Here is a 21,198-nt window from a genome sequence, read left to right on the forward strand (position 1 = left end):
CTAAGCAGATGGATATCGACGCCTATGCCGCAGCGCACCGCGACGAGTGGGACGAGCTCACCCGCCTCGGTGCGAAACGTCGATTCTCGGGGCCCGAGGCGGATGCGCTCATCGAGGGTTACCAGTCGGGCGCAACCCACCTCTCGGCCATGCGCACTTCCGCAGGGTCGTCCGTGCAGGCGGATCGACTGTCGGTGGCGCTGTCGCGGGCGCGCCTGCGTTTCACGGGGGCGAGCAACAATGTGCTCCGCCAGCTGCCCACCTTCTTCGGCGCGCAGTTGCCGGCGGCGCTCTACCGCATCCGCTGGCTCTCGCTCGCGGTGACGGCCGCGACCGTGCTGATCGGCGTGTTCTTCGCATGGTGGGCGCTCGAGACGCCCGGCGTGCTGCCGGCCTTCGGTACGGAGGAGTTCCGCCGGCGGTATGCCGAGGAGGACTTCGTCGACTACTACTCCGAGTACGCGTCGTCGTCGTTCGCCGGCCTCGTCTGGACGAACAATGCGTGGATCGCGGTGCAGTGCATCGCCTTTGGCATCCTCGGCGTCTATGTGCCCTACCTCATCATCGCGAATGCGCAGAGCCTCGGCTTCGCGGCGGCGGTCATGGCGGAGCAGGGCGAGCTCGACACCTTCTTCCTCTACATCGCGCCGCACGGCCAGCTTGAGTTGTACGCGATCTTCCTCGCGGCGGCGGCGGGACTGAAGATCTTCTGGTCGTGGGTCGCCCCCGGCGCCCGCACGCGCGGGGCGGCGCTCGCGCAGGAGGGGAGGGCCCTCATGACGGCGGCGGTCGGCGTCACCATTGCGCTGCTGCTCTCGGGAATCGTCGAGGGCTACATCACCCGTCTGGATTGGCCGTGGGCCATCAAGATCGGCATCGGCACCCTCGTGCTCGCCGTCGTGCTCGGCTACCAATGGATCGTGGGCGGGCGTGCCCACCGTGCGGGGCAGACGGGCGACCTCGACGAGTTCGAGGCGGGAGCCCGCCAACTCGTCGCGGGCTGAACACCCCGCTCAAAGATGAGAGTTCTCTCATCTGGCGACGCTGTAGTTCTCATTCGCGGCCGCGAGCATGGAACGCCACGCACACCCGACCCGACGCGACGGCGCGAGAGGAACCCCTGTGCAGTCCCAGGACAAGACCCTGACCATCGTCGGCGGCGCGATGCTGAGCACCTGCCTCATCGTCGGCGGCGTCGCGGCGGTCTCGGGGAACACGCCCACGAGGCCCTCGGAGGTCGTGGGGATCGACGGCGTGCGCGGGGCGTCGGAGGAGATCGCCCGCGTCGACAAGACCAAGCGATTCCCGCACCCCGCCGTCGCCTCGGACGAGCAGGAGGCCCCGTCGACAACCCCGCTCCCGGCGCCCGGCCCTGCACCGGCACCGCCCACTTCAGACAATGGGCCGGTGCGGGTTCCTCCTGCGGCACCGACCCCGACGGATGCCCGGCAACAGGCCCTTCCGCAGCCCGCAGATGGCGGCGATGCCCGACGGGCTCCCGCGCCGCCGCCCGCGTCCCCGTCTATTGAGCTACGCGAGTCGCGCGGCAAGCACGAGCAAGCGCCCTGGCATGGTGACCGACGGGATGGGGGCCACGGCGACGGCGACCGTCGCGGTCACGAAGATCGTGGGGACGATCGCCGGGGAGGCCCGCACGGGGGGCGATGGCCGGGACCGGCACGGGCCCGGCGGGCATGGACACGGCGGGCACGATCGTGGCGGAGGCCGCTGGTAGCCGCCGCCATGGCGCGGCATCCCACGGGGTGGCTGCTGCGTCCGGGGCCGGTGGTTCGGGATCACCGGCCCCGATTCTCATAAGCCCCTGACGAGGGCGTTCTAGCCGGGCTGGCGGCTCGTCAGCCGGTAGCCCATGCCGCGCACCGTCTCAAGGCGATGGCGACCGATCTTCTGCCGCAGGTAGCGAACGTAGACATCCACGACGTTCGACCCCGGGTCGAAGTCGAAACCCCACACGCGACTGAGCAGTTGCTCCCGGCTCAGCACCTGCTCGGGGTGCAGCATGAACTCCTCAAGAAGCGCGAACTCCCGGGCAGAGAGGTCGACCTCGACGCCGCCGGAGCGCACTCGCCGTGTCTTGAGGTCGAGTTCGAGGTCGACGAAGCTCAGGTTGTCCTTGCGGGGCGCATCCGTCTGGGTGTCCTGCAGCCGCACGCGCACGCGGGCGAGCAGCTCGTCGAAGCGGAAGGGTTTGGAGACGTAGTCGTTGGCGCCGCCCTCGAAGCCGGCGACGGCATCCTGCGCTGAGTCCCGTGCCGTGAGGATGATGACGGCCATCGAGTTGCCCTCGGCGCGCAGCTGCTGCAGCACGTCGAAGCCGTCGTAGCCCGGCAGGCCGATGTCGAGCACCATGAGGTCGAACTGTCCCGTGCGTGCGGCCGTGAGGGCCCCGGGCCCGTCGCGTTCGATCGAGACACCGAACCCGGCCGCGCGCAGCCCCTTCTCGACGAAGGACGAGATGCGGTCCTCATCTTCGGCCACGAGGATGCGTGCCATTCAGTTCTTCCTTCCCCTGGGACGCCGCGAGTCACGCGGCAAACGGATGACGACGCGGGTGCCCACCCCGCCGCTGACGGCGAATGCCGTTCCTCCGTGGGCCTCGGAGATGGCCGCGACGATCGAGAGGCCGAGCCCCGAGCCTTCGACACCGCGCCCCTCGTCGACACGAGTGAAGCGCTCGAACACCCGGTCGAGCTGTTCCGGGTCGATTCCGGGGCCGTAGTCGCGCACCCAGAGGTCGACGGTCGCGCGGCCCTCGTCGTCGGCGGATGTCGCGCTTCCGATCTCGATGGCGGTGCCCGCGGGTGAGTACTTGGCGGCGTTCTCGGCGAGCTGCAGCCACGCCTGGGTCACGCGGCGGCTGTCGAGTTCCGCCCTCGCGTCGGCGCGGGCGGTGAGCGCCCATTCGTGCGCTCCCGACAGCATCCGTGCCTTCGCGAACACCGTGGCGGTCAGCTCGGCGACCGCCACCTCGTCGGCGTTGACGAAGCCGGGCACGCGGCTCTTCGCGAGCAGCGCGATGTCGCCCACGAGCGTCGTGAGGCGGTCGAGTTCTTCGATCGCGATTGCCCGCGTGGCCCCGAGGCCTTCCGGATGCTCTGGGTCGAGCAGTTCGAGGTGCCCCCGCATGATCGTGAGCGGCGTCTTGAGCTCGTGGCCGACATCGTCGAGCAGGCGGCGCTGGCTGAGGAAGCCGGCCTCAAGTCGCTCGAGCATGCCGTTGACGGTGCGGGCGAGATCACTCACATCGTCGCGGCCGACCACCGTGATGCGCCGCGAGAGATCGGTGTCGGTGATGCTGTTGGCGGTCTCGCGGAGCGAGCGGATGGGGCGCAGGAGCCGGCCGGCGACCATCCAGCCGACGAGGCCGACGAGGAGGAGCATGGTCGCGGCGACGACCGCGTAGGTGCGGAACGCCTGTGTGATGGGGCGCAGCTCAGCATCGAGATTGTAGGCACTGACGTAGAGCCCGGAGGTGGCGTCGCCGTCGATCGTGATGGGGATGATCGCGTAGCGGAGCGTGCCCGGTTCTGAGCGCACTGTTCCAAGCACGACCCGCTCGGGGTGTGACTCGGCGACGACACGCTCGATGAACTCCTCATCCCGGTCGAGCCTGAACGACAGGTCCGACGACGGCACGAGCGCGGCCCGGCCGTCGACGATGCCGACGGTGCTCTCGTTGTGGGCGGGGAGCACGCGCTGCATTGCCTGCGTCAGGAAGTCGATGACGGTGGTGGGGCTGTCCTGCCCCGCCTCGCCGCCGTCAGCGATGAACTGGAGCCCCTCGACTGTCTGCGTGAGCCGGTCGTCGATGCTCGAGACGACCCGCTCCCGCTGGAGCAGGTAGGCGGTGCTGCCCGCGACCGTCATGCCGAGGGCCGTCACGAGCAGGATCGAGGTCAGGATGCGGGAGCGCACGGATCGCAGTGCGTCGACAACCCGATGCAAGCTCACGTGCCCATTATGGGGGGCATACGTGGTGTTCTGCAGGGCTCCTTGCGGTTACAGTCGGCCAGCCGCCTTGAGCGCGAGATAGCGGTCGGCGACGGCTGGAGGCAGTTCCTGCGGTGTGCCCGTGACGACGTCGCCGCCCAGCCTGCGGATTGCCGCCGAGACCCGTGCCGTGTCGAGCATTGCCCGCTCAGCCGCGGCCGCCCTGAAGACGCTGTCGCGATCCTGGCGCTCGCGCGAGGCCTCCTTCACCGTCGGGTCGGTCACGGAGCACACGAGCACCCGGTGGCGTTGGGTGAGCTGGGGGAGCACGCCCAGGAGGGCCCGCGAGTTGCCGGGTGAGTCGATCGACGTCATGAGCACGACGAGCGCCTGTCGGTTCGTCACGGAGGTGACGAGCGCGGGCACCGCGGTCCAGTCCATCTCGATGAGCTCCGGATCGACGGGCGCCATCGCGGTGACCATGCGCGCGAGGAGCTCGCTGCCCGTCGTTCCCTGCACTCGGGCGCGCACCCTCCGGTCATAGATGACGGTGTCGATGCGGTCGCCCGCGCGCGAGGCGAGGGCCGCGAGCAGCAGCGACGACTCGAAGGCCGTGTCGATGCGGAGCTCATTGTCGATGCGCGCAGCGGATGTGCGGCCGCTGTCGATCACGATGACGATGCGACGGTCACGTTCCGGTCGCCAGGTGCGCACGACGACGCGCTGTCCCGTGCCGGTCGCTGGGTCCCGCCGGCGTGCCGTGGCACGCCAGTCGATCGAGCGCACATCGTCGCCGCGCACGTAGTCGCGCAGCGAGTCGAACTCGGAGCCCTGGCCGCGGATCATGATGCTCGTGCGCCCGTCGAGTTCGCGCAGGCGGGCGAGGCGCGAGGGCAGGTGCCGGCGCGAAGCGAAGGGCGGGAGCACGCGGATGGCGGCAGGCTCGGCCAGGGTGGCCTGTCGTGCCGCGATCCCGAGCGGCCCGAAGGAGCGCACCGTCACGTGGTGGCTGCGCCGCTCACCGCGCCTGAAGGGTGTGAGGGTCATCGTGACCGCGCGGCGTTCACCCGCGGGCACGACGAGCCGGTGGCGACTCGGCTGTGCGCCCGCCGAGGGCTCCCAGCCGTCACGCACGAGGGCACGGATGCTGCGGCTCCCGTGATTCGTCAGCAGCAGTGTCGCGGTGGCGGGCTCCCCGAGTCGCACGCGGTCGGGCAGCTCGCGTTTGATGCGCACGGCTCGGGGCGAGCCAGCGACTGCGATGTCCAGTGCGGCGAGCGAGAGCACGAGGGCGATCCAGGCGAGCATTGTCGCCGTCGGGCTCACGGCACCGCCGGTGACGATCGGCACCATGATGACGGGGAGAGCACCGAGGGCGAGGAGGGCGGCGAGACGCCAGGAGATCGCCATCAGGGTGCCGCCCCCGCCTGCGAAGCCGTGCGCATCAGATGGGCACCCGCACCTGCTGCAGCACGGCACGGAGGATCGAGTCTGCTGTCACGCCCTCGAGCTCCGCCTCGGGACGCAGCTGGAGGCGGTGTCGCCAGACGGGCAGCACCATGGCCTGCACGTGGTCGGGCGTGATGGCGTCGAAACCGCTCAGCCAGGCCCACGCCTTGGCGGCGCCGAGGAGTGCCGTCGTGCCTCGCGGGCTCACGCCGAGCTTGACTGAGGGGCTCTCGCGCGTGCCCCGCGCAAGGTCGACGATGTAGGAGATCACATCGCTCGTGGCGCCGACGGTTGCCACCTCCCGCTGCGCGGCGATGAGCCGTTCCGGCGTCAGCACTGCCGTGACACCCGCGGAGGAGAGGTCGCGGGGGCTGAAGCCGGCGGCACTGCGCGCGAGCACCTCGATCTCGTTGTCCCGTTCGGGCACGTCGAGCACGAGCTTGAGCAGGAAGCGGTCGAGTTGCGCCTCCGGCAGCGTGTACGTGCCCTCGTACTCGACGGGGTTCATGGTCGCGGCGACGAGGAAGGGCGAGGGCAGGGGGAGGGTCCGGCCGTCGACGCTGACCTGCCGTTCCTCCATCGCCTCGAGGAGTGCCGACTGCGTCTTGGGAGGGGTGCGGTTGATCTCGTCCGCGAGCAGGAGGTTCGTGAAGACGGGCCCCTCCCTGAAGTCGAAGTCCCCCGACTTGGCGTCGTAGATGAGTGAGCCCGTCACGTCGCCAGGCATGAGGTCGGGCGTGAACTGGATGCGCTTCGTGTCGAGCGCGAGGGTGCGGCTGAGGGTGCGCACGAGGAGGGTCTTGGCAACGCCCGGCACGCCCTCGAGCAGCACGTGCCCGCCCGCGAGCAGCGCGATGATGAGTCCTGTGACGGCGCCGTCTTGCCCGACGACCGCCTTGCCGACCTCGGAGCGCACACGCGCGAAGTCGTCACGCGGGCTGGCGGGTGCTGCTGCGTGCGCGGCCGGGGCTGCACTGGTCTCGTTGGTCATCTGGCGATGCTCCTTCTCGGATGGTCGTGGTCAGGTCAGGGTCTCGTGGCTTCCGCCACGGCGCGCTCAAGTTCGAGCAGGCGGTCGGAGAGTTCGATCAGTTCCCGGTCGCTGTGGGGGATCGTGCCGACGAGCAGCGCTCTCACGTTCTGGGGTGCCTGGCCCACGAGTGCCGCCACGAGGTCGGCGACCTGCTCGACGGGGGCCGAGGCGGGCAGTTTCACCATGCCCGCGAGCCGCTGCACTGTGCCGACGCGGAGCGCATCGAGCGCGCGCAGGCGGGCGGATGATCGCTGGTAGAGCCGGGCGCGACCCTCCATCGTCTCGGTCGCCCGCACGGTGACGGGCAGCCGTTCGACCACGAGCGGCCCGAGTCGCCGACCCTGGGCAACCCCCGCGGCCACGACGACGAGGATGAGCAGCACGGCAACGGGCGTGATCCACGGCGGCGTGAGCTCCGCGATGTCTGGCGCATCCCCTGAGATGTCACCCAGCCCGGGCACATACCAGACGAGGTTCGGATGCTCGCCGAGCAGTCCGAGCGCGAGGGCCGCATTTCCGTGCTCGGCGATGCGCTCGTTGGAGAAGGCCGCCGTCGTGCCGATGACACTCACGGTGCGGCCGCCCTCGCGCACTTGAACGAGCGATGCGATCGAGTCGCCGCTGTCGAGGCACGTGGTCACGTCCTGCGAGTCCCCGATGTGCCGGTAGCCCTGCCCGTCGCCGAGGACGCGCTCGGCGCGCTGCACAGGGGCGAGCGAGCAGTCCGCATCGAGCACGCCCTCGACGGCGCCCGCATGGGCGACCTCCGGGGCAAGGCCAGACAGCACGTCGTAGGTGGGGTCGATCACGACGAGGTGTTCGGCGAGGCGAGCAACGGATGCCGCTGCATCCGCATCGAGGATTCCGGCGCGGTCATGCAGCACGAGGGTGGTGGCATCCGCCTCCGCGGCCTCGCGGGTGTCGGCCATCGACTCCGTGAGGGTCACGGTGACGCCGCGGTCGCGCAGCACCTCGACGAGCGCCTTCGCCCCTGCCGGCCCCGGGCCCTGTGGGTCGAGCGGCACGCCGAGGGGACGGCCGGCACCCGCGCCGATGAACGCGACCAGTGCGAGCGTGATCGCGGCCACCGCGAAAATGACCCAGTAGACCCAGCGGCGGGCGGTCGCCCGCACCGTCGGCGTGGCAACGCTCGAGGGGGAGGCCGTCACGAGCGGCTCCCTTCGGAGCCTGCGCCGACCGCGTCCAGCCTGGGGCGCGCGGTTCGGAGTGCCGATTCGAGGGCTGCGACGCGCTCATACTCCGAGCGCGTGGCATCCCTCTCCAGATATCTGACCGAGTCGAAGTCGTCGGCCGAGGCGGTGAGGGCCGTGCGGTGCTCGGGGAACGCGCGGCTCGCCCGCTCCGCGAAGTCCTGCGCGGTCGTGCCAGGCAGGGTCGTCACGACGGTGCGCTCCGCGAGGCCTCGGGCGATCGCGCGGAACATGTCGGTCACCGCGTCATTCCACAGGCCCGCGCTCGCGCTGCGCTCCGCGGCGCGACGCATTGCGGCTGCGTCACGCGCGTCGTCGTCGCCGAAGAGCTCGCCCGTGACCCGGCTGCGCCGCGAGAGCGCGGGCCGCCCGAAGATGAAGAAGGCCGCGACGAGGAGCGCGACGAGCAGCAGCACGACGAGCAGCACGCCGAGGCCCTGCCCGCCGGCGCCCGGCTCGAAGCGAAGGGAACTCAGCCACTCCCAGAGCGCCGAGGCGAGCCGATCGAACCAGTTCGGTTGTGCCTCCGCGTATTCACGCTTCGAGAGCTCGCGAATCAGCCACTCCCTGGCCTCCGGCGCGTCCGGGTCGACGGGCACCGTCATTGCCAGGGAGACCCTGTCGGCGTCGCGCTCCACGCCGCGCCCTGCGGCGCCGCCCGCTGCGGCAGGTATGGGTCGTCGAGGCTGGTCGCCCCCGCCTCGCGCTCCTCGACGAAGCGCGAGAGATCGAGTTCGAGGCCCTCCTTGCGCATCCGGAGGTCAATGTAGATGAGCCCGTTCGTCGCCGACTGCACGACCGTCGCGAAGGCAGTGAGCACGGTCGTGAGGGCCATGATGACGACATAGCTGCCGAGGAACACGCTCAACACGAGGTCTTCGTTGGTGCCGTTGGGGTCGATGATGAAGACGAGCATCGGCAACAGGAACGAGATGGGCGTCATGACGATCTGCATCGCGACGCTGAGGATGACGGCGACGAGTGCCTGCACGCCGAAGGTGCGCCAGAAGTAGCGGTCGGTGAGCCGCCACGAGCGGGCGATCGCAGCTCTCAGTCGCAGCCGTTCGACCATGAGGGCGCTGGGGACGAGCGAGAGCTTGGTGCCGAGCCAGACGGCGACCACGAGCAGTCCGAGCCCGCAGAGCACGGCGACAGCGACCGCGAGGGCAACACCGACTGCTCCCATCGTGACGGCGAAGAGCACGGCGATCGCTGCGATGACCGTGAGCACGACGCTGACCGCGCCGAAGATCAGCAGCGTCCAGCCGATGAGCGCCCAGAACCGCCCGCGCCCGCGCCGCCAGAGCCGCCGAAGGGTGAGCTTCTCACCGAGCACCGCGCGCGACACGTCGAGCACGACGACGCCCTGCAGGAAGGCCACGACCGCGACGCCCACGAGGCCCGGCACGAAGGTGGAGAGCACGAGGGCGAGGATCGTGCCGGCCTCGATCTCGGCGGCGTTTTCGGCGCTGACCGTCTCGAGGCGCATGGCGGAGAGGAAGAGTGAGGCGACCAACACGCCGGCGGAGAGCAGCACGACGAGGAACTGGGTGCTGAGCGCGAGGCCGAGGAGCGGGCGCGGGTTGCGCCGCACCGCCCGGAAGGAGGCGCTGAGCAGCGTGCCCAATGTCATGGGACGGAGGGGCACAAGGCCCGGCTGGGAGGGCTTCGTCCAGGCCGTGTTCGACGCGGCCGGCGCGGAAGGTTGCCCATACTGCGGCTGAGCCTGCCCGAGCGGCTCGACGGGCGGCTGCCAGGAGGTCGTCGCGTGCCCACCGGCGTCGCCGCTGTCTCCGCTCACCATGACCCCCTCGAATGTGTGCCGCAGCCTTCCGCAATCATGCTGGCATACTCGACTACTCTTGTGCGAAAGCCTCACCATCCCGTGAAATATGGGGTGCCGACACTGAGACGGGACGATGAACGCTCGCATCCTGGTGGTTGACGATGACACCGCGCTCGCAGAGATGATCGGCATCGTCCTGCAGTCCGAGGGCTTCACGCCGACCTTCTGCGCCGATGGTGCCGGTGCCCTCGAGGCCTTCCGCTCCTCCCGACCCGACCTCGTGCTCCTCGACCTCATGTTGCCCGGCAAGGACGGCATCGAGGTGTGCGCCGAGATTCGCGCCGAGTCGGGCACGCCCATCATCATGCTGACCGCCAAGTCGGATACGACGGATGTCGTGCGCGGGCTCGAGAGCGGAGCCGACGACTACGTCGTCAAGCCCTTCAACCCGAAGGAACTCGTGGCGCGCATCCGCACGCGCCTGCGACCCTCGCCGGAGTCGACGAGCGACGTGCTGCGCATCGGCGACCTGACGATCGATGTCGCCGGGCACGAGGTGCGCCGGGGCGACACCGCCATCAACCTGACCCCCCTCGAGTTCGAACTGCTCCTCGCCCTCGCGCTCAAGCCGCAGCAGGTCTTCACGCGCGAGATGCTGCTCGAGCAGGTCTGGGGCTACCACTACAAGGCCGACACGCGCCTCGTGAACGTACACGTGCAGCGCCTCCGCGCGAAGGTGGAACTCGACCCAGACAACCCGTCGATCGTGACGACAGTGCGAGGGGTCGGATACCGGGCCGGTGCCGGCCGCTGAGACCTCCGCGTCACTGCCGGCAATGCAGTGGCGGATGCTGCGGGGCGCCGTCCTGAGCACGTGGCGGTCATCTCTGCAGTTCCGCACCGTCGCGATCACGGTCGTGCTCTCGGGGCTCGCCGTCATGGTCATCGGCACCTATATGTCCACCGTGATCGCGGGCAACCTCTTCAACTCCCGCAAGGATCAGGTCGAGGCGGAGCACGCACGGGCCACCCTGCTCGCGCAGGACTACTTCGCGAGCGCGCTCGCGGCCGACGAGGCCGGGCGCGTGGACTTCGATGAACTCAGTCGCGACGTGCGCAACCGCATCCTCTCGTCCACGACGAGCCCCGGCAGCACGGGCTTCGCGATGCTGCGGGCGCCGGGGCAGAGCACCCAGTTCACGATGCCGTCGACCGTCAGCCGGGGCTTCGAGTCGAGCATCCTGAGTCGCGACCTCCGCAGCGTCGTGCGGCAGGACACGGGCAGGGTCTACCTCCAGTCGGTCGAGTTGCCGGAGGGTACCCCGGGGCTCATCGCCGGCTCCCTCGTGACCGTGCCCTCCGCGGGAGGCTACGAGTTCTACCTCATCTTCGACCTCGGCGAGACGCAGCGCACATTGGACTCGGTGCAGCAGACCCTCGTGATCGGCCTCGCCTCGCTCGTGCTGCTGATCGGGGGAGTCACCTGGATCGTCGTACGGCTCGTGGTCGCTCCCGTGCGACTCGCCGCGGCAGCGAGTGAACGCCTCGCGGCAGGCCAGCTCGAGGAGCGCATCCCCGAGCGGGGCGAAGACGTCATCGCGACCCTCGCGAGGTCGTTCAACGGCATGGCAGACAGCCTCCAGCAGAAGATCACGCGGCTCGCCGAGGTGTCCCGGATGCAGCAGCGATTCGTCTCCGACGTCTCCCACGAGTTGCGCACCCCCCTCACGACCATCCGCCTCGCGGGCGACGTGCTCTACGACCAGCGGGCCGATTTCAGCCCCACGACCGCGCGCACGGCGGAACTGCTCCACACGCAGGTCCAGCGCTTCGAGCTCCTTCTCGCCGACCTCCTCGAGATCAGTCGCTATGACGCTGGCGCGGTCGAAATCGAACTCGAGCCCACCAACCTCGTGCGCCTCGCGGAGGAGGTCGCCGAAACCATGAGCCCCATCGCGGAGGAGCATGGTTCCGACATCACGGTCGTCGCACCGGGCGGGCATGTCGAGGCGGAGCTCGACCCCCGTCGCATCCGTCGCATCCTGCGCAACCTGCTCGGCAACGCGGTGGAGCACGGCGAGGGGCGGCCCATCGTGGTCACGGTCGACAGCAACGAGACGGCGATTGGCCTCACGGTCCGCGACCACGGCGTCGGGATGTCGGAGGCGCAGCTCGCGCGTGTCTTCGACCGATTCTGGCGGGCAGACCCGTCGCGCAAGCGCACGATCGGCGGCACGGGGCTGGGCCTCGCGATCGCCCAGGAGGACGCGGCACTCCACGGCGGGCAGCTCGACGCCTGGTCACGACCCGGCGAGGGAACCTGCTTCCGGCTCACGCTCCCGCGCCACCAGGGTGAGCCGCTCGGCGAGTCGCCGGTCGAGCTTCCCGAAGACATCGACCTTCCCGAGGGCGGTGAGACGGATGCGTGAGCGCGGCTCCCGGCGTCGGCTCGCGGCGGCCCTCGCCCTCCTCGGCATGGTCATCCCGCTCGCGGCCTGCAGCGGCATCCCGTCGAGTGGCGACGTCGTGACGGGCTCCGAGGTGAGCCAGCAGGATCCCGGCGGTGCCGAGTACATCGTCGAGGGCCCGGCAGAGGGCGACAACATGGAGCAAATCCTGCGCGGCTTCATCAGTGCGTTCAGGGGCTCAGGCAACTACGACATCGCGCGACAATTCCTCTCTTCCGGCTTCGTCAACGAGTGGGAGCCACGCGAGAGCGTGCTCGTGCACTCCGGCAGCCTCAACTATGTCGCGGCCTCTGAGGACACGATGGATGTCGTGGTCGGCTCGGCCACCGCATCCGTCGACGCGGCCGGCTCCTACCGACGGTTCGCCGCCGCCCCCTCGACGCTTCACTACGAGTTCGTGCGCGAGGCGGGGGAGTGGCGCATCAGCGCGGCCCCCAACGGCATCCTGCTCTCAGAGAGCCAGTTCGACATCGTCTTCAGCGAGCACGTGCTCTACTTCGTCGACCCTGGCGGCACCGCCCTCGTTCCCGACCTGCGCTGGTTCCCGGCCGGGCCGACGGCGGCAACGCGCGTCATGTCCGCCCTCCTCGCCGGCCCACCCGCGTGGCTCGAAGGGGCCGCGACGACGGCGTTCCCCGCCGGCACCCAGCTGACCTCACCGAAGCGCGTCGCGGTCGAGGGTTCCGTCGCATCCGTCGACCTCACGAGCGAGGCGCTCGCGGCGCCGGTTGGGCAGCGCCAACTCATGCGGTTGCAGGTCGAGTCGAGCCTCGACCTCGTCACGGCCGTCAACATCTCGGTCGAGGGCAGCTTTTTCGACATTCCAGACCCCTCGCCCGGGATGCCGCAACCCCGCTACCAGGTCGACAACCGGCCGCTCGTGCTCGACGACGGGAAATTCGGTTACTCGGCCAACGGGCAGATCTCGCCGATCGACGGGCTCAGCGAGCAGGTCGAAGCGCTGTCGCCGCGCGCCGTGACGCTCGCGCGAGGAGGCGGCACGGCCGCGGTGTTGCACCAGGATGGCGTCGCTGTGGTCCGCCGCAACTCAGCACCCGTGCTGCTCGACACCCGGCCCGGCCTCGTCGCGCCCGGCCTCGACGGCTATGGCTACGTGTGGAGCGTGCCCGCCGCCGCCCCCACAGCGCTCCGAGCGCTCGCCTTCGACGGCACCGTGCACGAGGTCACGAGCAATCTGCCGGCGGATGCCCGCGTCGCCGGCATGGAGGTCTCCCGCGACGGTGCCCGCATCGCGATCCTCCTTGCGACCCCGGCGGGTCCGCGCCTCCTCGTCTCGGCCATCGTGCGCGGCACGGGGGGTTCGAATGTGCCGACCGCTCTCGGGGTGCCGGTCATCGACACGACGGTGCCAGGCACGGATGCCCGCGACCTTGCCTGGATCGACGGCACGACGGTCGCCACACTGACCGCGACCGGTGCCGACGTCTCGGTCGTCGCACACCAGGTGGGCGGCAGCAGCGAATCGCTCGGTGCGCCCGATGATGCTGTGCAGATCGTCGGCGGCAACGGCGAGGCCGGACTGCGTGTGCTCGGCGCGGAGGGCTTGCTCTCCGCTCGCCGGCCGAGCGGCTGGCAGACGACGCAGATCACGGCAGACGTGCTCGCGGTGCAGCGCTGAGCGTCCCCTCACAGGGCGTGATCGTGGCCGCAGTCCCCACTGGCTGGGCCGGAAGTCTCGCACGGGTCGCGGTCGCGGCAGGCTGGCGCAGTGCCAGATCGAACGCTCGTCGACCTCGCGCGCATGGCTGCGCTGGACGCGCTCGCTGTGCTGCTGCCGGTCACGTGCGCCGGTTGCGGGGTGCCTGACCGCGCGCTGTGCCCGGAGTGTCGCACGACACTCGACGGGCCCCTCATTCGCGGGCGACTGGGGGCGTCCAGCAACGAGCATCCGTCGTCGCCTCCACCGTTCGACACCGTTGCGGCCGTGGCCTACGAGAGCACGGTGCGCAACGCGCTCCTCGCCTTCAAGGAGCAGGGTCGCACCGACGTTGCACGGGCGCTCGCCGTGCCGTTCGGTCGTGCCGCCGAGGTGGCCCTCGACGATCATCGCGATCGCGTCCCGAGCGCGAGCGGCATCGTGCTCTGCCCCGTGCCGCAGGGAACGGCGTCAGCGCGGGCACGCGGCTATGACCCCGTGCGGATGCTCGCGAGACGCTTCACGGGACATCACGTGCCGCCCCTCCTGCGTCGCGTCGGCCCTGCGAGAACGCAGAAGCTTCTGGGGGTCGAGGAGCGGCTGCGCAACGCACGCGGGACGCTCCAGGCGCGGCATCCGCTGCACGGGGTCGACGTGCTGCTCATCGACGATGTCGTGACCTCGGGAGCCACTCTGCTCGAGGCGGCCCGCGCCGTGCGGGAGGCGGGCGGTGCGGTCATCGGCGCCGCCGCGCTCGCCGCGACACCGCTGCGACATCCTGAGAATCGACCCCCGTCGTGATGTTCTCGTGACTTCCACAGCGCCCCGGGGCTACGGTGTGTGAAAGAGGCGCGCTTGATCGCCTGGTTCGCGGTCGGTGCGTCGCCACAGAACCGGGAGGATGCCATGGAAATTTCCATCAACGGACGCAATGTGGGGATCACGGATCGTTTCCGTGAATACGCGACGGAGAAGGCGGAGAAGGTTTCCACTCTGCTGCCCAAGGCGATGGACTTCGAGATCAAGGTCAGCCGCCACAGCGACAGGAATGGGCAGCCCGGCGACGACAGGGTCGAGCTCATGATCATCGGGCCTGGACCGCTCGTGCGGGCCGAGGCGTCAGGCTCGGACAAGTACGTTGCCTTCGATGTCGCGCTCGGCAAGATCCTCGAGCAGGTTCGCCGCGCGAAGGATCGCCGCAAGGTGCACCGCGGCCAGCACCGCCCCACCTCACTGCAGGAAGCGTCCGCTGCGGGATTCAATGTCATCGACATCACCCCCGCGAGTCCCGAGGTGATCGAGAAGGTCACGACGGGATCCGTGCCCGTGGCGGCCGAGCCGGAGCCGGGCGATGACGATTGGAGCCCCGTCGTCATCCGCCGCAAGGTGTTCCCCTCGGTCACCATGAAGGTCGACGAGGCGGTCGACCACATGGAGCTGGTCGGCCACGACTTCTACCTCTTCGTGGATGCGGAGACCGACCGGCCGAGCGTCGTGTACCGGCGCAAGGGCTGGGACTACGGCGTCATCTCCCTTGAGGAGGAGGCAGAGGCGACGGAGGTGCGGGGCAAGCGGCGCGCACGCGCCTGAGTGATGGACGGGCGGGCATCCGATACACGGATGCCCGCCCGTGTCGTCCCCAGAATCGTGACGACTAGGATTGCTACGGTTAACGGTGCTGTGCGTGCGCGCCATCAGCCGGCGAGGGAGCCGGCTCGGGGCCGCTGGCACAACCCGACACAATCCTGAGGAGCAGATCCGTGGCTAATGTTCTAGAGCGCGTCCTGCGCGTCGGCGAGGGACGCACGATGCGCAGGCTGCAGCGGTATGCCGCCGCGGTCAATGATCTTGAAGCCGACTTCAAGGAGCTCACCGACGACGAGCTCCGCAACGAGACGACCGAGCTACGCACCCGCTATGGCAATGGCGAGTCCCTCGATGACCTGCTGCCGGAGGCCTTCGCCGCGGTTCGTGAGGCGGCAGTGCGCACGCTCGGCATGCGTCACTTCGACGTGCAGCTCATGGGTGGTGCGGCGCTCCATCTCGGCAACATCGCCGAGATGAAGACCGGTGAGGGCAAGACCCTCGTGGCGACCCTCGCCGCCTACCTCAATGCCATCCCCTCGCGCGGCGTTCACGTCATCACGGTCAACGACTACCTGGCGAGCTACCAGTCGGAGCTCATGGGCCGCATCTTCCGCGCGCTCGGCATGACCACCGGATGCATCGTGTCCGGCCAGACTCCCGCCGTGCGGCGTGAGCAGTACGAGGCCGACATCACCTACGGCACCAACAACGAGTTCGGCTTCGACTACCTGCGCGACAACATGGCGTGGCAGGCATCCGACATGGTGCAGCGCGGCCACCACTTCGCGGTCGTCGACGAAGTCGACTCGATCCTGATCGACGAGGCCCGCACGCCGCTCATCATCTCCGGCCCCTCCTCGGGCGAGGCCAACCGCTGGTTCACGGAGTTCGCCGGCTTGGCCAAGCGACTCGTGCCCGGTGTCGACTACGAGGTCGACGAGAAGAAGCGCACCGTCGGCGTGCTCGAGCCCGGCATCGAGAAGGTCGAGGACTACCTCGGCATCGACAACCTCTACGAGTCGGCCAACACGCCCCTGATCTCGTTCCTCAACAACTCCATCAAGGCTGCCGCGCTCTTCAAGAAGGACAAGGACTACGTCGTCATGAACGGCGAGGTGCTCATCGTCGACGAGCACACGGGCCGCATCCTGATGGGCCGCCGCTACAACGAGGGCATCCACCAGGCGATCGAGGCCAAGGAGGGCGTCGCGGTCAAGGCCGAGAACCAGACCCTCGCCACGATCACGCTGCAGAACTACTTCCGCCTCTACAGCAAGCTCTCGGGCATGACCGGAACGGCCGAGACCGAGGCCGCCGAGTTCATGAGCACCTACAAGCTCGGCGTCGTCGCGATCCCGACCAACAAGCCCATGCTGCGCATCGACCAGCCCGACCTCGTCTACAAGAACGAGCAGGTCAAGTTCGAGCAGGTCGCTGAAGACATCGTCGAGCGGCACAAGAAGGGCCAGCCCGTGCTCGTCGGCACGACGAGCGTCGAGAAGAGCGAATACCTCTCCAAGCTGCTCGCCAAGCGCGGCGTCAAGCATGAGGTGCTCAACGCCAAGAACCACGCACGTGAGGCTGCGATCGTCGCGCAGGCGGGTCGGCTCGGATCGGTCACCGTCGCGACCAACATGGCCGGCCGAGGCACCGACATCATGCTCGGTGGCAACGCCGAGTTCCTCGCTGTCGCGGAGATGAACAAGCGCGGCCTCAGCCCCGTCGACACGCCGGAGGAGTACGAGGCGGCGTGGGATGAGGTCTACGAGCGGGTCAGCGCCGAGGTCAAGTCGGAGGCCGACAAGGTCATCGAGGTCGGCGGTCTCTACGTGCTCGGCACAGAGCGCCATGAGTCGCGTCGCATCGACAACCAGCTTCGCGGTCGTTCCGGCCGTCAGGGCGACCCCGGCGAGAGCCGCTTCTACCTGTCGCTGACCGACGACCTCATGCGCCTGTTCAACTCGCAGGCCGCCGAGTCGCTCATGGGGCGCGGCAATGTGCCCGACGACATCGCGATCGAGTCGAAGCTTGTCAGCAAGGCGATCCGCAGTGCGCAGGCGCAGGTCGAGGGGCGCAACGCCGAGATCCGCAAGAACGTGCTCAAGTATGACGACGTGCTCAACCGCCAGCGCGAGGCGATCTACAACGACCGCCGGCGCATCCTGGAGGGTGACGACCTGCATGAGCGCGCCCAGCGCTTCCTTGAAGACGTCATCACCGACATCGTCAATGTGCACACGGCCGAGGGCCACGCCGACGACTGGGACCTCGACGCGCTCTGGACTGAGCTGCGGCCGCTGTTCCCCATCTCGATCACGCCCGACGAGGTCATCGAGGAGGCGGGCACGCGCGGCAAGGTCACGCACGACCTCCTGCTCGGCGAGATCCTCTCGGATGCCAAGCTCGCCTACCAGAAGCGCGAGGAGTCGCTCGGTTCGCCCGCCATGCGGGAACTCGAGCGTCGCGTCGTGCTCTCCGTCATCGACCGCCGCTGGCGGGACCACCTCTATGAGATGGACTATCTCAAGGACGGCATCGGCCTGCGCGCGATGGCCCAGCGCGACCCGCTCGTCGAGTACCAGCGGGAGGGTTTCGCGCTCTTCCAGACGATGATGGACCAGATCCGCGAGGAATCCGTCGGGTTCCTCTTCAACCTCGAGGTCGAGGTCACGCAGTCGGGCGCGACCGCCTCGGCTCCCGTCGTCGCCGCCAAGGGGCTCAGCGCAGGCACACCGCCCGTGCAGGGACTCAAGTATTCGGCTCCCAGTGCCGACAGCTCGGGCGAGGTCGAGGTGCGCAACGAGCGCGGGCAGGTCGACGCCGCCTCGACGGCTCGCCAGCGTGCCCAGCAGTCGGTCGCGACCGCGCCGCGTGCCGCCGCAGCGGCCGGCACCCCTGCGCAGCCGGCGCAGCGCGGCGCCTTCGGGCAGACGCAGGCGTCGAGCACGCCTCCCGTCAACCGTGCTCAACGGCGCGCCCAGGGCAAGAAGAAGTAGAGGGCACCACGCTGCCCCGCCGTGCGGCCCCGTTCCGAGCACCAGCCTCGGGCGGGGCCGCACTCGTGTTGATCCTGCTATGTGCGTCGTGCAGTGCGGCTCCTGCCGCGCAGCCGCGCCCGGAGTCGCCGACGCCGTCGCCCACTCCGCAGGCGGCGTGTCCAATCGGCAAACCGTTGGGAAGCGCTGATGTCGTCGCGCGGGAGATCACCACTGACGCACTCGGTAGCTACTGCGCTGTATCCCCCTCGCCCGATTCGCCCGCGATGCAGCTCGATGAGGAGCGCTTCCGGCTGGATGCGCTCGAGACGTGGGCCTTCACGCGGCAGGAGGCACACGCAGCGCAGAAGACGGCCGTGACGTTCCTCATCGAGGAGGTGCTCGACTCACCGATCCTCGACACGCAGCAGAACGGCACGGTGGATGACTGGTATGCCGCGACGCCCTACCGCTTCGTTGACTTCACGCCGTCGGACGGCGTCGTGCTCCACGACCGCCTGCCTCCGCTCGTGCGGGATGGTGCGCCCCGAGCATCCGACATTCGTGTGACGGTCACAAGGGTCACGGCGCAGGGCGGCAAGGCGGGCCCGCGCTCGCTCCTCGTCGTACTGGAGGCGGATGCGAGCTACCGGGCGCAGGATGCGGCCTCAGCCGTCGAGGCGCACGTCGACTACCAGCTCTCGTTCACTCCCGAGGGCGGCATCATCGGCTACTCCTACCGCTACGACATCGCCGCCTGACGCGCCTCAGAGCACGTTGATCGCGGTGGCGCGCCAGCGTGAATCGAGCCCCTCCAGACGGATCGCGACCGCCCTGCTGCGCGCGCGTCCATGCACGATGACGGTCGCCTCGACGACGCCGTCTCGCGGTTCATCGGTCACGACGGTGCCGATCGTGAAGGTGGGACGGGTGACCTGCTGGCCGCGTGCCCTGCGTGCGCGGTCGGAGAGCACGACGCGCTTCAGGAGGTTGCGGTAGACGTCATCCGTCACCCAGCGGGCGATCTGCTGGAGGTCTCTCGCGCCGGCGAGGATCTCGACGACGCAGCGGGTGAGGTTTTCGAGCAGGGGCCGCGGGTCGGGGAGAGCGGCGGATGCCGTCGGCTGGTGGCCGAAGAAGCTCTCCGGCTCGAAGGGAGCCCTGATGACCTTGCTTGGCAGGCGCTCGGTCGTGGCGCGGAGTCTCGGCGTCGCCCGAGCGGCGGGTTCGTTCATCGCGGCTGCGTGCATGGCTTGCGTCATGGGGGGGGCTCCGTCGGGCTTCGTCGCCCGGCGGCGACTCATGGGGGTATGTCGGATGCGGTCTACCCCCGTTCGGGGGTACGGAGAGACTCAAGCAGACAAGTGAGAAATAGTCCACGCCCCCGATTCGGGGCTGTGGAAAACTCCGGCTCGGGGGCTCCGCCTGGCCCTAGCGTCACTGCATGCGCTGGGACAACCTCTTCGATGACTTGGAGAGCCAGCTGGAGGGTGGACTGAGGGCCGACGAAGCAGACCTCCTCGTCGAGGAGGAACGACTGCGGCTCGCGCGGCTCTCGCTTCGGGAGAGGCTCTCGGCCCTCGTCCATGAAGGCGCCGCCGTGCGACTTCTCCTCGTCTCCGGGCAGACGGCCGACCTGACGCCGGCGACCCTGGGCCGGGACTGGATCTCGGGCGAGCTCGCCACGGTTGGTGCCGCTCGTCACCACGCGATCGTGCCATTCACCGCGCTGCAGGGTGTCGCGCTCACGAGGGCACAGGTGTCGAACAGCATCGTGCCTTCCGCGCGCGCGGCCACGGCGGAAGGGGAAGGTCTCTCAGCGCGGCTCGGCCTCGGCTACGTGCTGCGAGACCTCTGTCGGCGCCGCTCGGCTGTCACAGTCTCATTCACCGCGGGAGGGACTGCGCACGGGACGGTCGACAGGGTGGGTCGCGACCACCTCGACCTCGCGGTGCACGATGCCGGCATCCCGCGCAGGGAGTCGTCGGTCTCGTACTACCGGGTCATCCCGCTCACGGTCGTCGAAATGGTGCGCACGGGCTAGCGCCGGATCAGCGCGGGCCGATCGAGAGTTCCGGGATATCGGCGAACTCGGACTGGTTCCAGAGCCCGTGCCTGCGGTTCTCCTCGTACTTCGCGTCGATGTATGACTCCAGCACAGTGCGTTCGACGCGCCAATGCCCTGCGGCCCCGACCTTGATGGCAGGAAGCTCCCCAGAACGCACCAGGCCGTACGCCTGGCTCGCCGAGATGTTGAGGGTCTCAGCGATGTCGGCGATCGTGAGGAACCGACCGAGCGGCGCTGCCTCGTGCGCTCCGGAGCCATTCATAGATCGATTATGCGCCCGCACCCCTGCGAGATGGGTCCTTGTGGATAACTTCACTCGTGCGCGGCGGTCCCGCCGCACGATGGGTTCGCACGTTGCTCAGAACAAAGGAGACGCATGAGTCCACTGAGTGCCAGCGACCAGGCCAGACGGCCGTCGCGGCCGCGCTGGTTCGATCCACGCCTGGCCGTCGGCATCGCGCTCGTCGTCGCATCCGTCGCCGGGGTCGTCATGTTGGTTGGCGCTGCCGATCGCACGGACACCGCGTATGCGGCGGGGTCTGCGCTCGCGATCGGAGACGTGGTCACGGTCGATGACCTGGTCGAGACCGAGGTGCGCCTGGGCGCCGCGATCGAGCACTACCTCACCCCGTCGCGCATGCCGGACGGCGAGATCGTCGTCACGCGCACGATCAGCGCTGGCGAACTGGTGCCCGCGAGCGCGGTCGGGCAGGCGAAGAGCACGGACTGGGCGTCCCTCGTCGTCTCGGTGAGCGGCGACCTGCCGCGATCCGTCGGTGCGGGCACGGCGGTGGATGTCTGGGCGACGGGCGAGGAGAGCGAGACGCCCGGCATCGTCGCCTCTGAGGCCACCGTCGTGGCGATCTTGAGCGAGGAGAGCATGGTTGCCGGTGCAGCCGTGTCGAGCGTCGAACTCGTCGTACCGCGAGACCGCGTCGCGCGGCTCCTGCAGGCGAAGGCGGCGGGGGACTTCCTCTCGCTCGTGCCAGCCGTCATTCCCTTGGAGCGCTGAC

Annotated in this window: 20 protein-coding genes; 10 read left to right on the forward strand and 10 right to left on the reverse strand. The window is 69.3% G+C overall.

Going from position 1 to position 21,198, the window contains the following annotated elements:
• The first annotated feature begins 8 nt into the window (after positions 1 to 8).
• Positions 9 to 1,004: a stage II sporulation protein M gene (locus ACIQK7_RS09100; RefSeq protein ID WP_403024038.1), complete on the forward strand. Its 996-nt coding sequence runs from the start codon at positions 9 to 11 to the stop codon at positions 1,002 to 1,004.
• Positions 1,005 to 1,031: 27 nt separating this feature from the next.
• On the opposite strand, the gene ACIQK7_RS09105 is transcribed toward ACIQK7_RS09100, so the two are convergent.
• The 8 genes from ACIQK7_RS09105 to ACIQK7_RS09140 form a co-directional block, all read right to left on the reverse strand.
• On the reverse strand, positions 1,032 to 1,292 hold the full coding sequence (locus ACIQK7_RS09105; RefSeq protein WP_403023584.1) for a hypothetical protein: 261 nt from the start codon (positions 1,290 to 1,292) through the stop codon (positions 1,032 to 1,034).
• 544 nt (positions 1,293 to 1,836) lie between these two features.
• Positions 1,837 to 2,514 (reverse strand): response regulator transcription factor, encoded by a 678-nt coding sequence (locus tag ACIQK7_RS09110; protein WP_403023587.1) that lies wholly within the window; start codon positions 2,512 to 2,514, stop codon positions 1,837 to 1,839.
• Positions 2,515 to 3,972, reverse strand: coding sequence for a sensor histidine kinase (locus ACIQK7_RS09115; protein WP_403023590.1), 1,458 nt, complete (start codon positions 3,970 to 3,972; stop codon positions 2,515 to 2,517). It lies immediately after the preceding gene.
• 48 nt (positions 3,973 to 4,020) lie between these two features.
• A complete protein-coding gene (locus ACIQK7_RS09120) occupies positions 4,021 to 5,361 on the reverse strand; it encodes a DUF58 domain-containing protein (RefSeq protein ID WP_403023592.1) in 1,341 nt (446 codons plus the stop codon).
• A 34-nt stretch (positions 5,362 to 5,395) separates the two neighbouring features.
• Complete coding sequence (locus ACIQK7_RS09125; protein ID WP_403023595.1) at positions 5,396 to 6,391, reverse strand: AAA family ATPase; 996 nt, start codon at positions 6,389 to 6,391, stop codon at positions 5,396 to 5,398.
• A gap of 35 nt (positions 6,392 to 6,426) precedes the next feature.
• Positions 6,427 to 7,602, reverse strand: coding sequence for a DUF4350 domain-containing protein (locus ACIQK7_RS09130; protein ID WP_403023598.1), 1,176 nt, complete (start codon positions 7,600 to 7,602; stop codon positions 6,427 to 6,429).
• Positions 7,599 to 8,249 (reverse strand): DUF4129 domain-containing protein, encoded by a 651-nt coding sequence (locus ACIQK7_RS09135; RefSeq protein WP_403023601.1) that lies wholly within the window; start codon positions 8,247 to 8,249, stop codon positions 7,599 to 7,601. Before ACIQK7_RS09135 ends, ACIQK7_RS09130 begins: the two co-directional genes overlap by 4 nt.
• Positions 8,246 to 9,445 (reverse strand): hypothetical protein, encoded by a 1,200-nt coding sequence (locus ACIQK7_RS09140; protein ID WP_403023604.1) that lies wholly within the window; start codon positions 9,443 to 9,445, stop codon positions 8,246 to 8,248. The genes ACIQK7_RS09135 and ACIQK7_RS09140 overlap by 4 nt, the downstream gene beginning before the upstream one ends.
• A gap of 118 nt (positions 9,446 to 9,563) precedes the next feature.
• Here ACIQK7_RS09140 and mtrA point away from each other — a divergent pair, with 118 nt between their 5' ends.
• The 7 genes from mtrA to ACIQK7_RS09175 all read left to right on the forward strand — a co-directional run bounded on the left by mtrA (position 9,564) and on the right by ACIQK7_RS09175 (position 18,878).
• On the forward strand, positions 9,564 to 10,244 hold the full coding sequence (gene mtrA / locus ACIQK7_RS09145; RefSeq protein WP_403023607.1) for an MtrAB system response regulator MtrA: 681 nt from the start codon (positions 9,564 to 9,566) through the stop codon (positions 10,242 to 10,244).
• Positions 10,231 to 11,859, forward strand: a complete 1,629-nt coding sequence (mtrB, locus tag ACIQK7_RS09150) for an MtrAB system histidine kinase MtrB (RefSeq protein WP_403023610.1) — start codon at positions 10,231 to 10,233, stop codon at positions 11,857 to 11,859. The genes mtrA and mtrB overlap by 14 nt, the downstream gene beginning before the upstream one ends.
• A complete protein-coding gene (locus ACIQK7_RS09155) occupies positions 11,852 to 13,537 on the forward strand; it encodes an LpqB family beta-propeller domain-containing protein (RefSeq protein ID WP_403023613.1) in 1,686 nt (561 codons plus the stop codon). Before mtrB ends, ACIQK7_RS09155 begins: the two co-directional genes overlap by 8 nt.
• 90 nt (positions 13,538 to 13,627) lie before the next feature.
• The gene (locus tag ACIQK7_RS09160; RefSeq protein WP_403023616.1) at positions 13,628 to 14,356 is read left to right on the forward strand and encodes a ComF family protein; all 729 of its coding nucleotides are present in this window, start codon (positions 13,628 to 13,630) and stop codon (positions 14,354 to 14,356) included.
• Between the two features lie 105 nt (positions 14,357 to 14,461).
• Positions 14,462 to 15,145: a ribosome hibernation-promoting factor, HPF/YfiA family gene (gene hpf, locus ACIQK7_RS09165; protein WP_403023619.1), complete on the forward strand. Its 684-nt coding sequence runs from the start codon at positions 14,462 to 14,464 to the stop codon at positions 15,143 to 15,145.
• A gap of 170 nt (positions 15,146 to 15,315) precedes the next feature.
• Complete coding sequence (secA, locus tag ACIQK7_RS09170) at positions 15,316 to 18,138, forward strand: preprotein translocase subunit SecA (protein WP_403023621.1); 2,823 nt, start codon at positions 15,316 to 15,318, stop codon at positions 18,136 to 18,138.
• Between the two features lie 176 nt (positions 18,139 to 18,314).
• Entirely contained in the window at positions 18,315 to 18,878 is a 564-nt protein-coding gene (locus ACIQK7_RS09175; protein ID WP_403023623.1) for a hypothetical protein, read from the forward strand.
• Between the two features lie 6 nt (positions 18,879 to 18,884).
• On the opposite strand, the gene ACIQK7_RS09180 is transcribed toward ACIQK7_RS09175, so the two are convergent.
• Positions 18,885 to 19,379: an Rv3235 family protein gene (locus ACIQK7_RS09180; protein WP_403023626.1), complete on the reverse strand. Its 495-nt coding sequence runs from the start codon at positions 19,377 to 19,379 to the stop codon at positions 18,885 to 18,887.
• Between the two features lie 182 nt (positions 19,380 to 19,561).
• Between ACIQK7_RS09180 and ACIQK7_RS09185 the strand changes: the two genes are divergently transcribed.
• Entirely contained in the window at positions 19,562 to 20,161 is a 600-nt protein-coding gene (locus tag ACIQK7_RS09185) for a hypothetical protein (protein WP_403023628.1), read from the forward strand.
• A gap of 7 nt (positions 20,162 to 20,168) precedes the next feature.
• Here ACIQK7_RS09185 and ACIQK7_RS09190 read toward each other — a convergent pair whose 3' ends face one another.
• Positions 20,169 to 20,447 (reverse strand): helix-turn-helix domain-containing protein, encoded by a 279-nt coding sequence (locus ACIQK7_RS09190; RefSeq protein WP_403023631.1) that lies wholly within the window; start codon positions 20,445 to 20,447, stop codon positions 20,169 to 20,171.
• A gap of 114 nt (positions 20,448 to 20,561) precedes the next feature.
• On the opposite strand from ACIQK7_RS09190, the gene ACIQK7_RS09195 reads away from it, so the two are divergent.
• The gene (locus tag ACIQK7_RS09195) at positions 20,562 to 21,197 is read left to right on the forward strand and encodes a hypothetical protein (protein WP_403023633.1); all 636 of its coding nucleotides are present in this window, start codon (positions 20,562 to 20,564) and stop codon (positions 21,195 to 21,197) included.
• Position 21,198: the final 1 nt, after the last annotated feature.

It is taken from the genome of Salinibacterium sp. GXW1014 (assembly GCF_044769865.1).
In the GTDB taxonomy this organism is placed as follows: domain Bacteria; phylum Actinomycetota; class Actinomycetes; order Actinomycetales; family Microbacteriaceae; genus Homoserinimonas.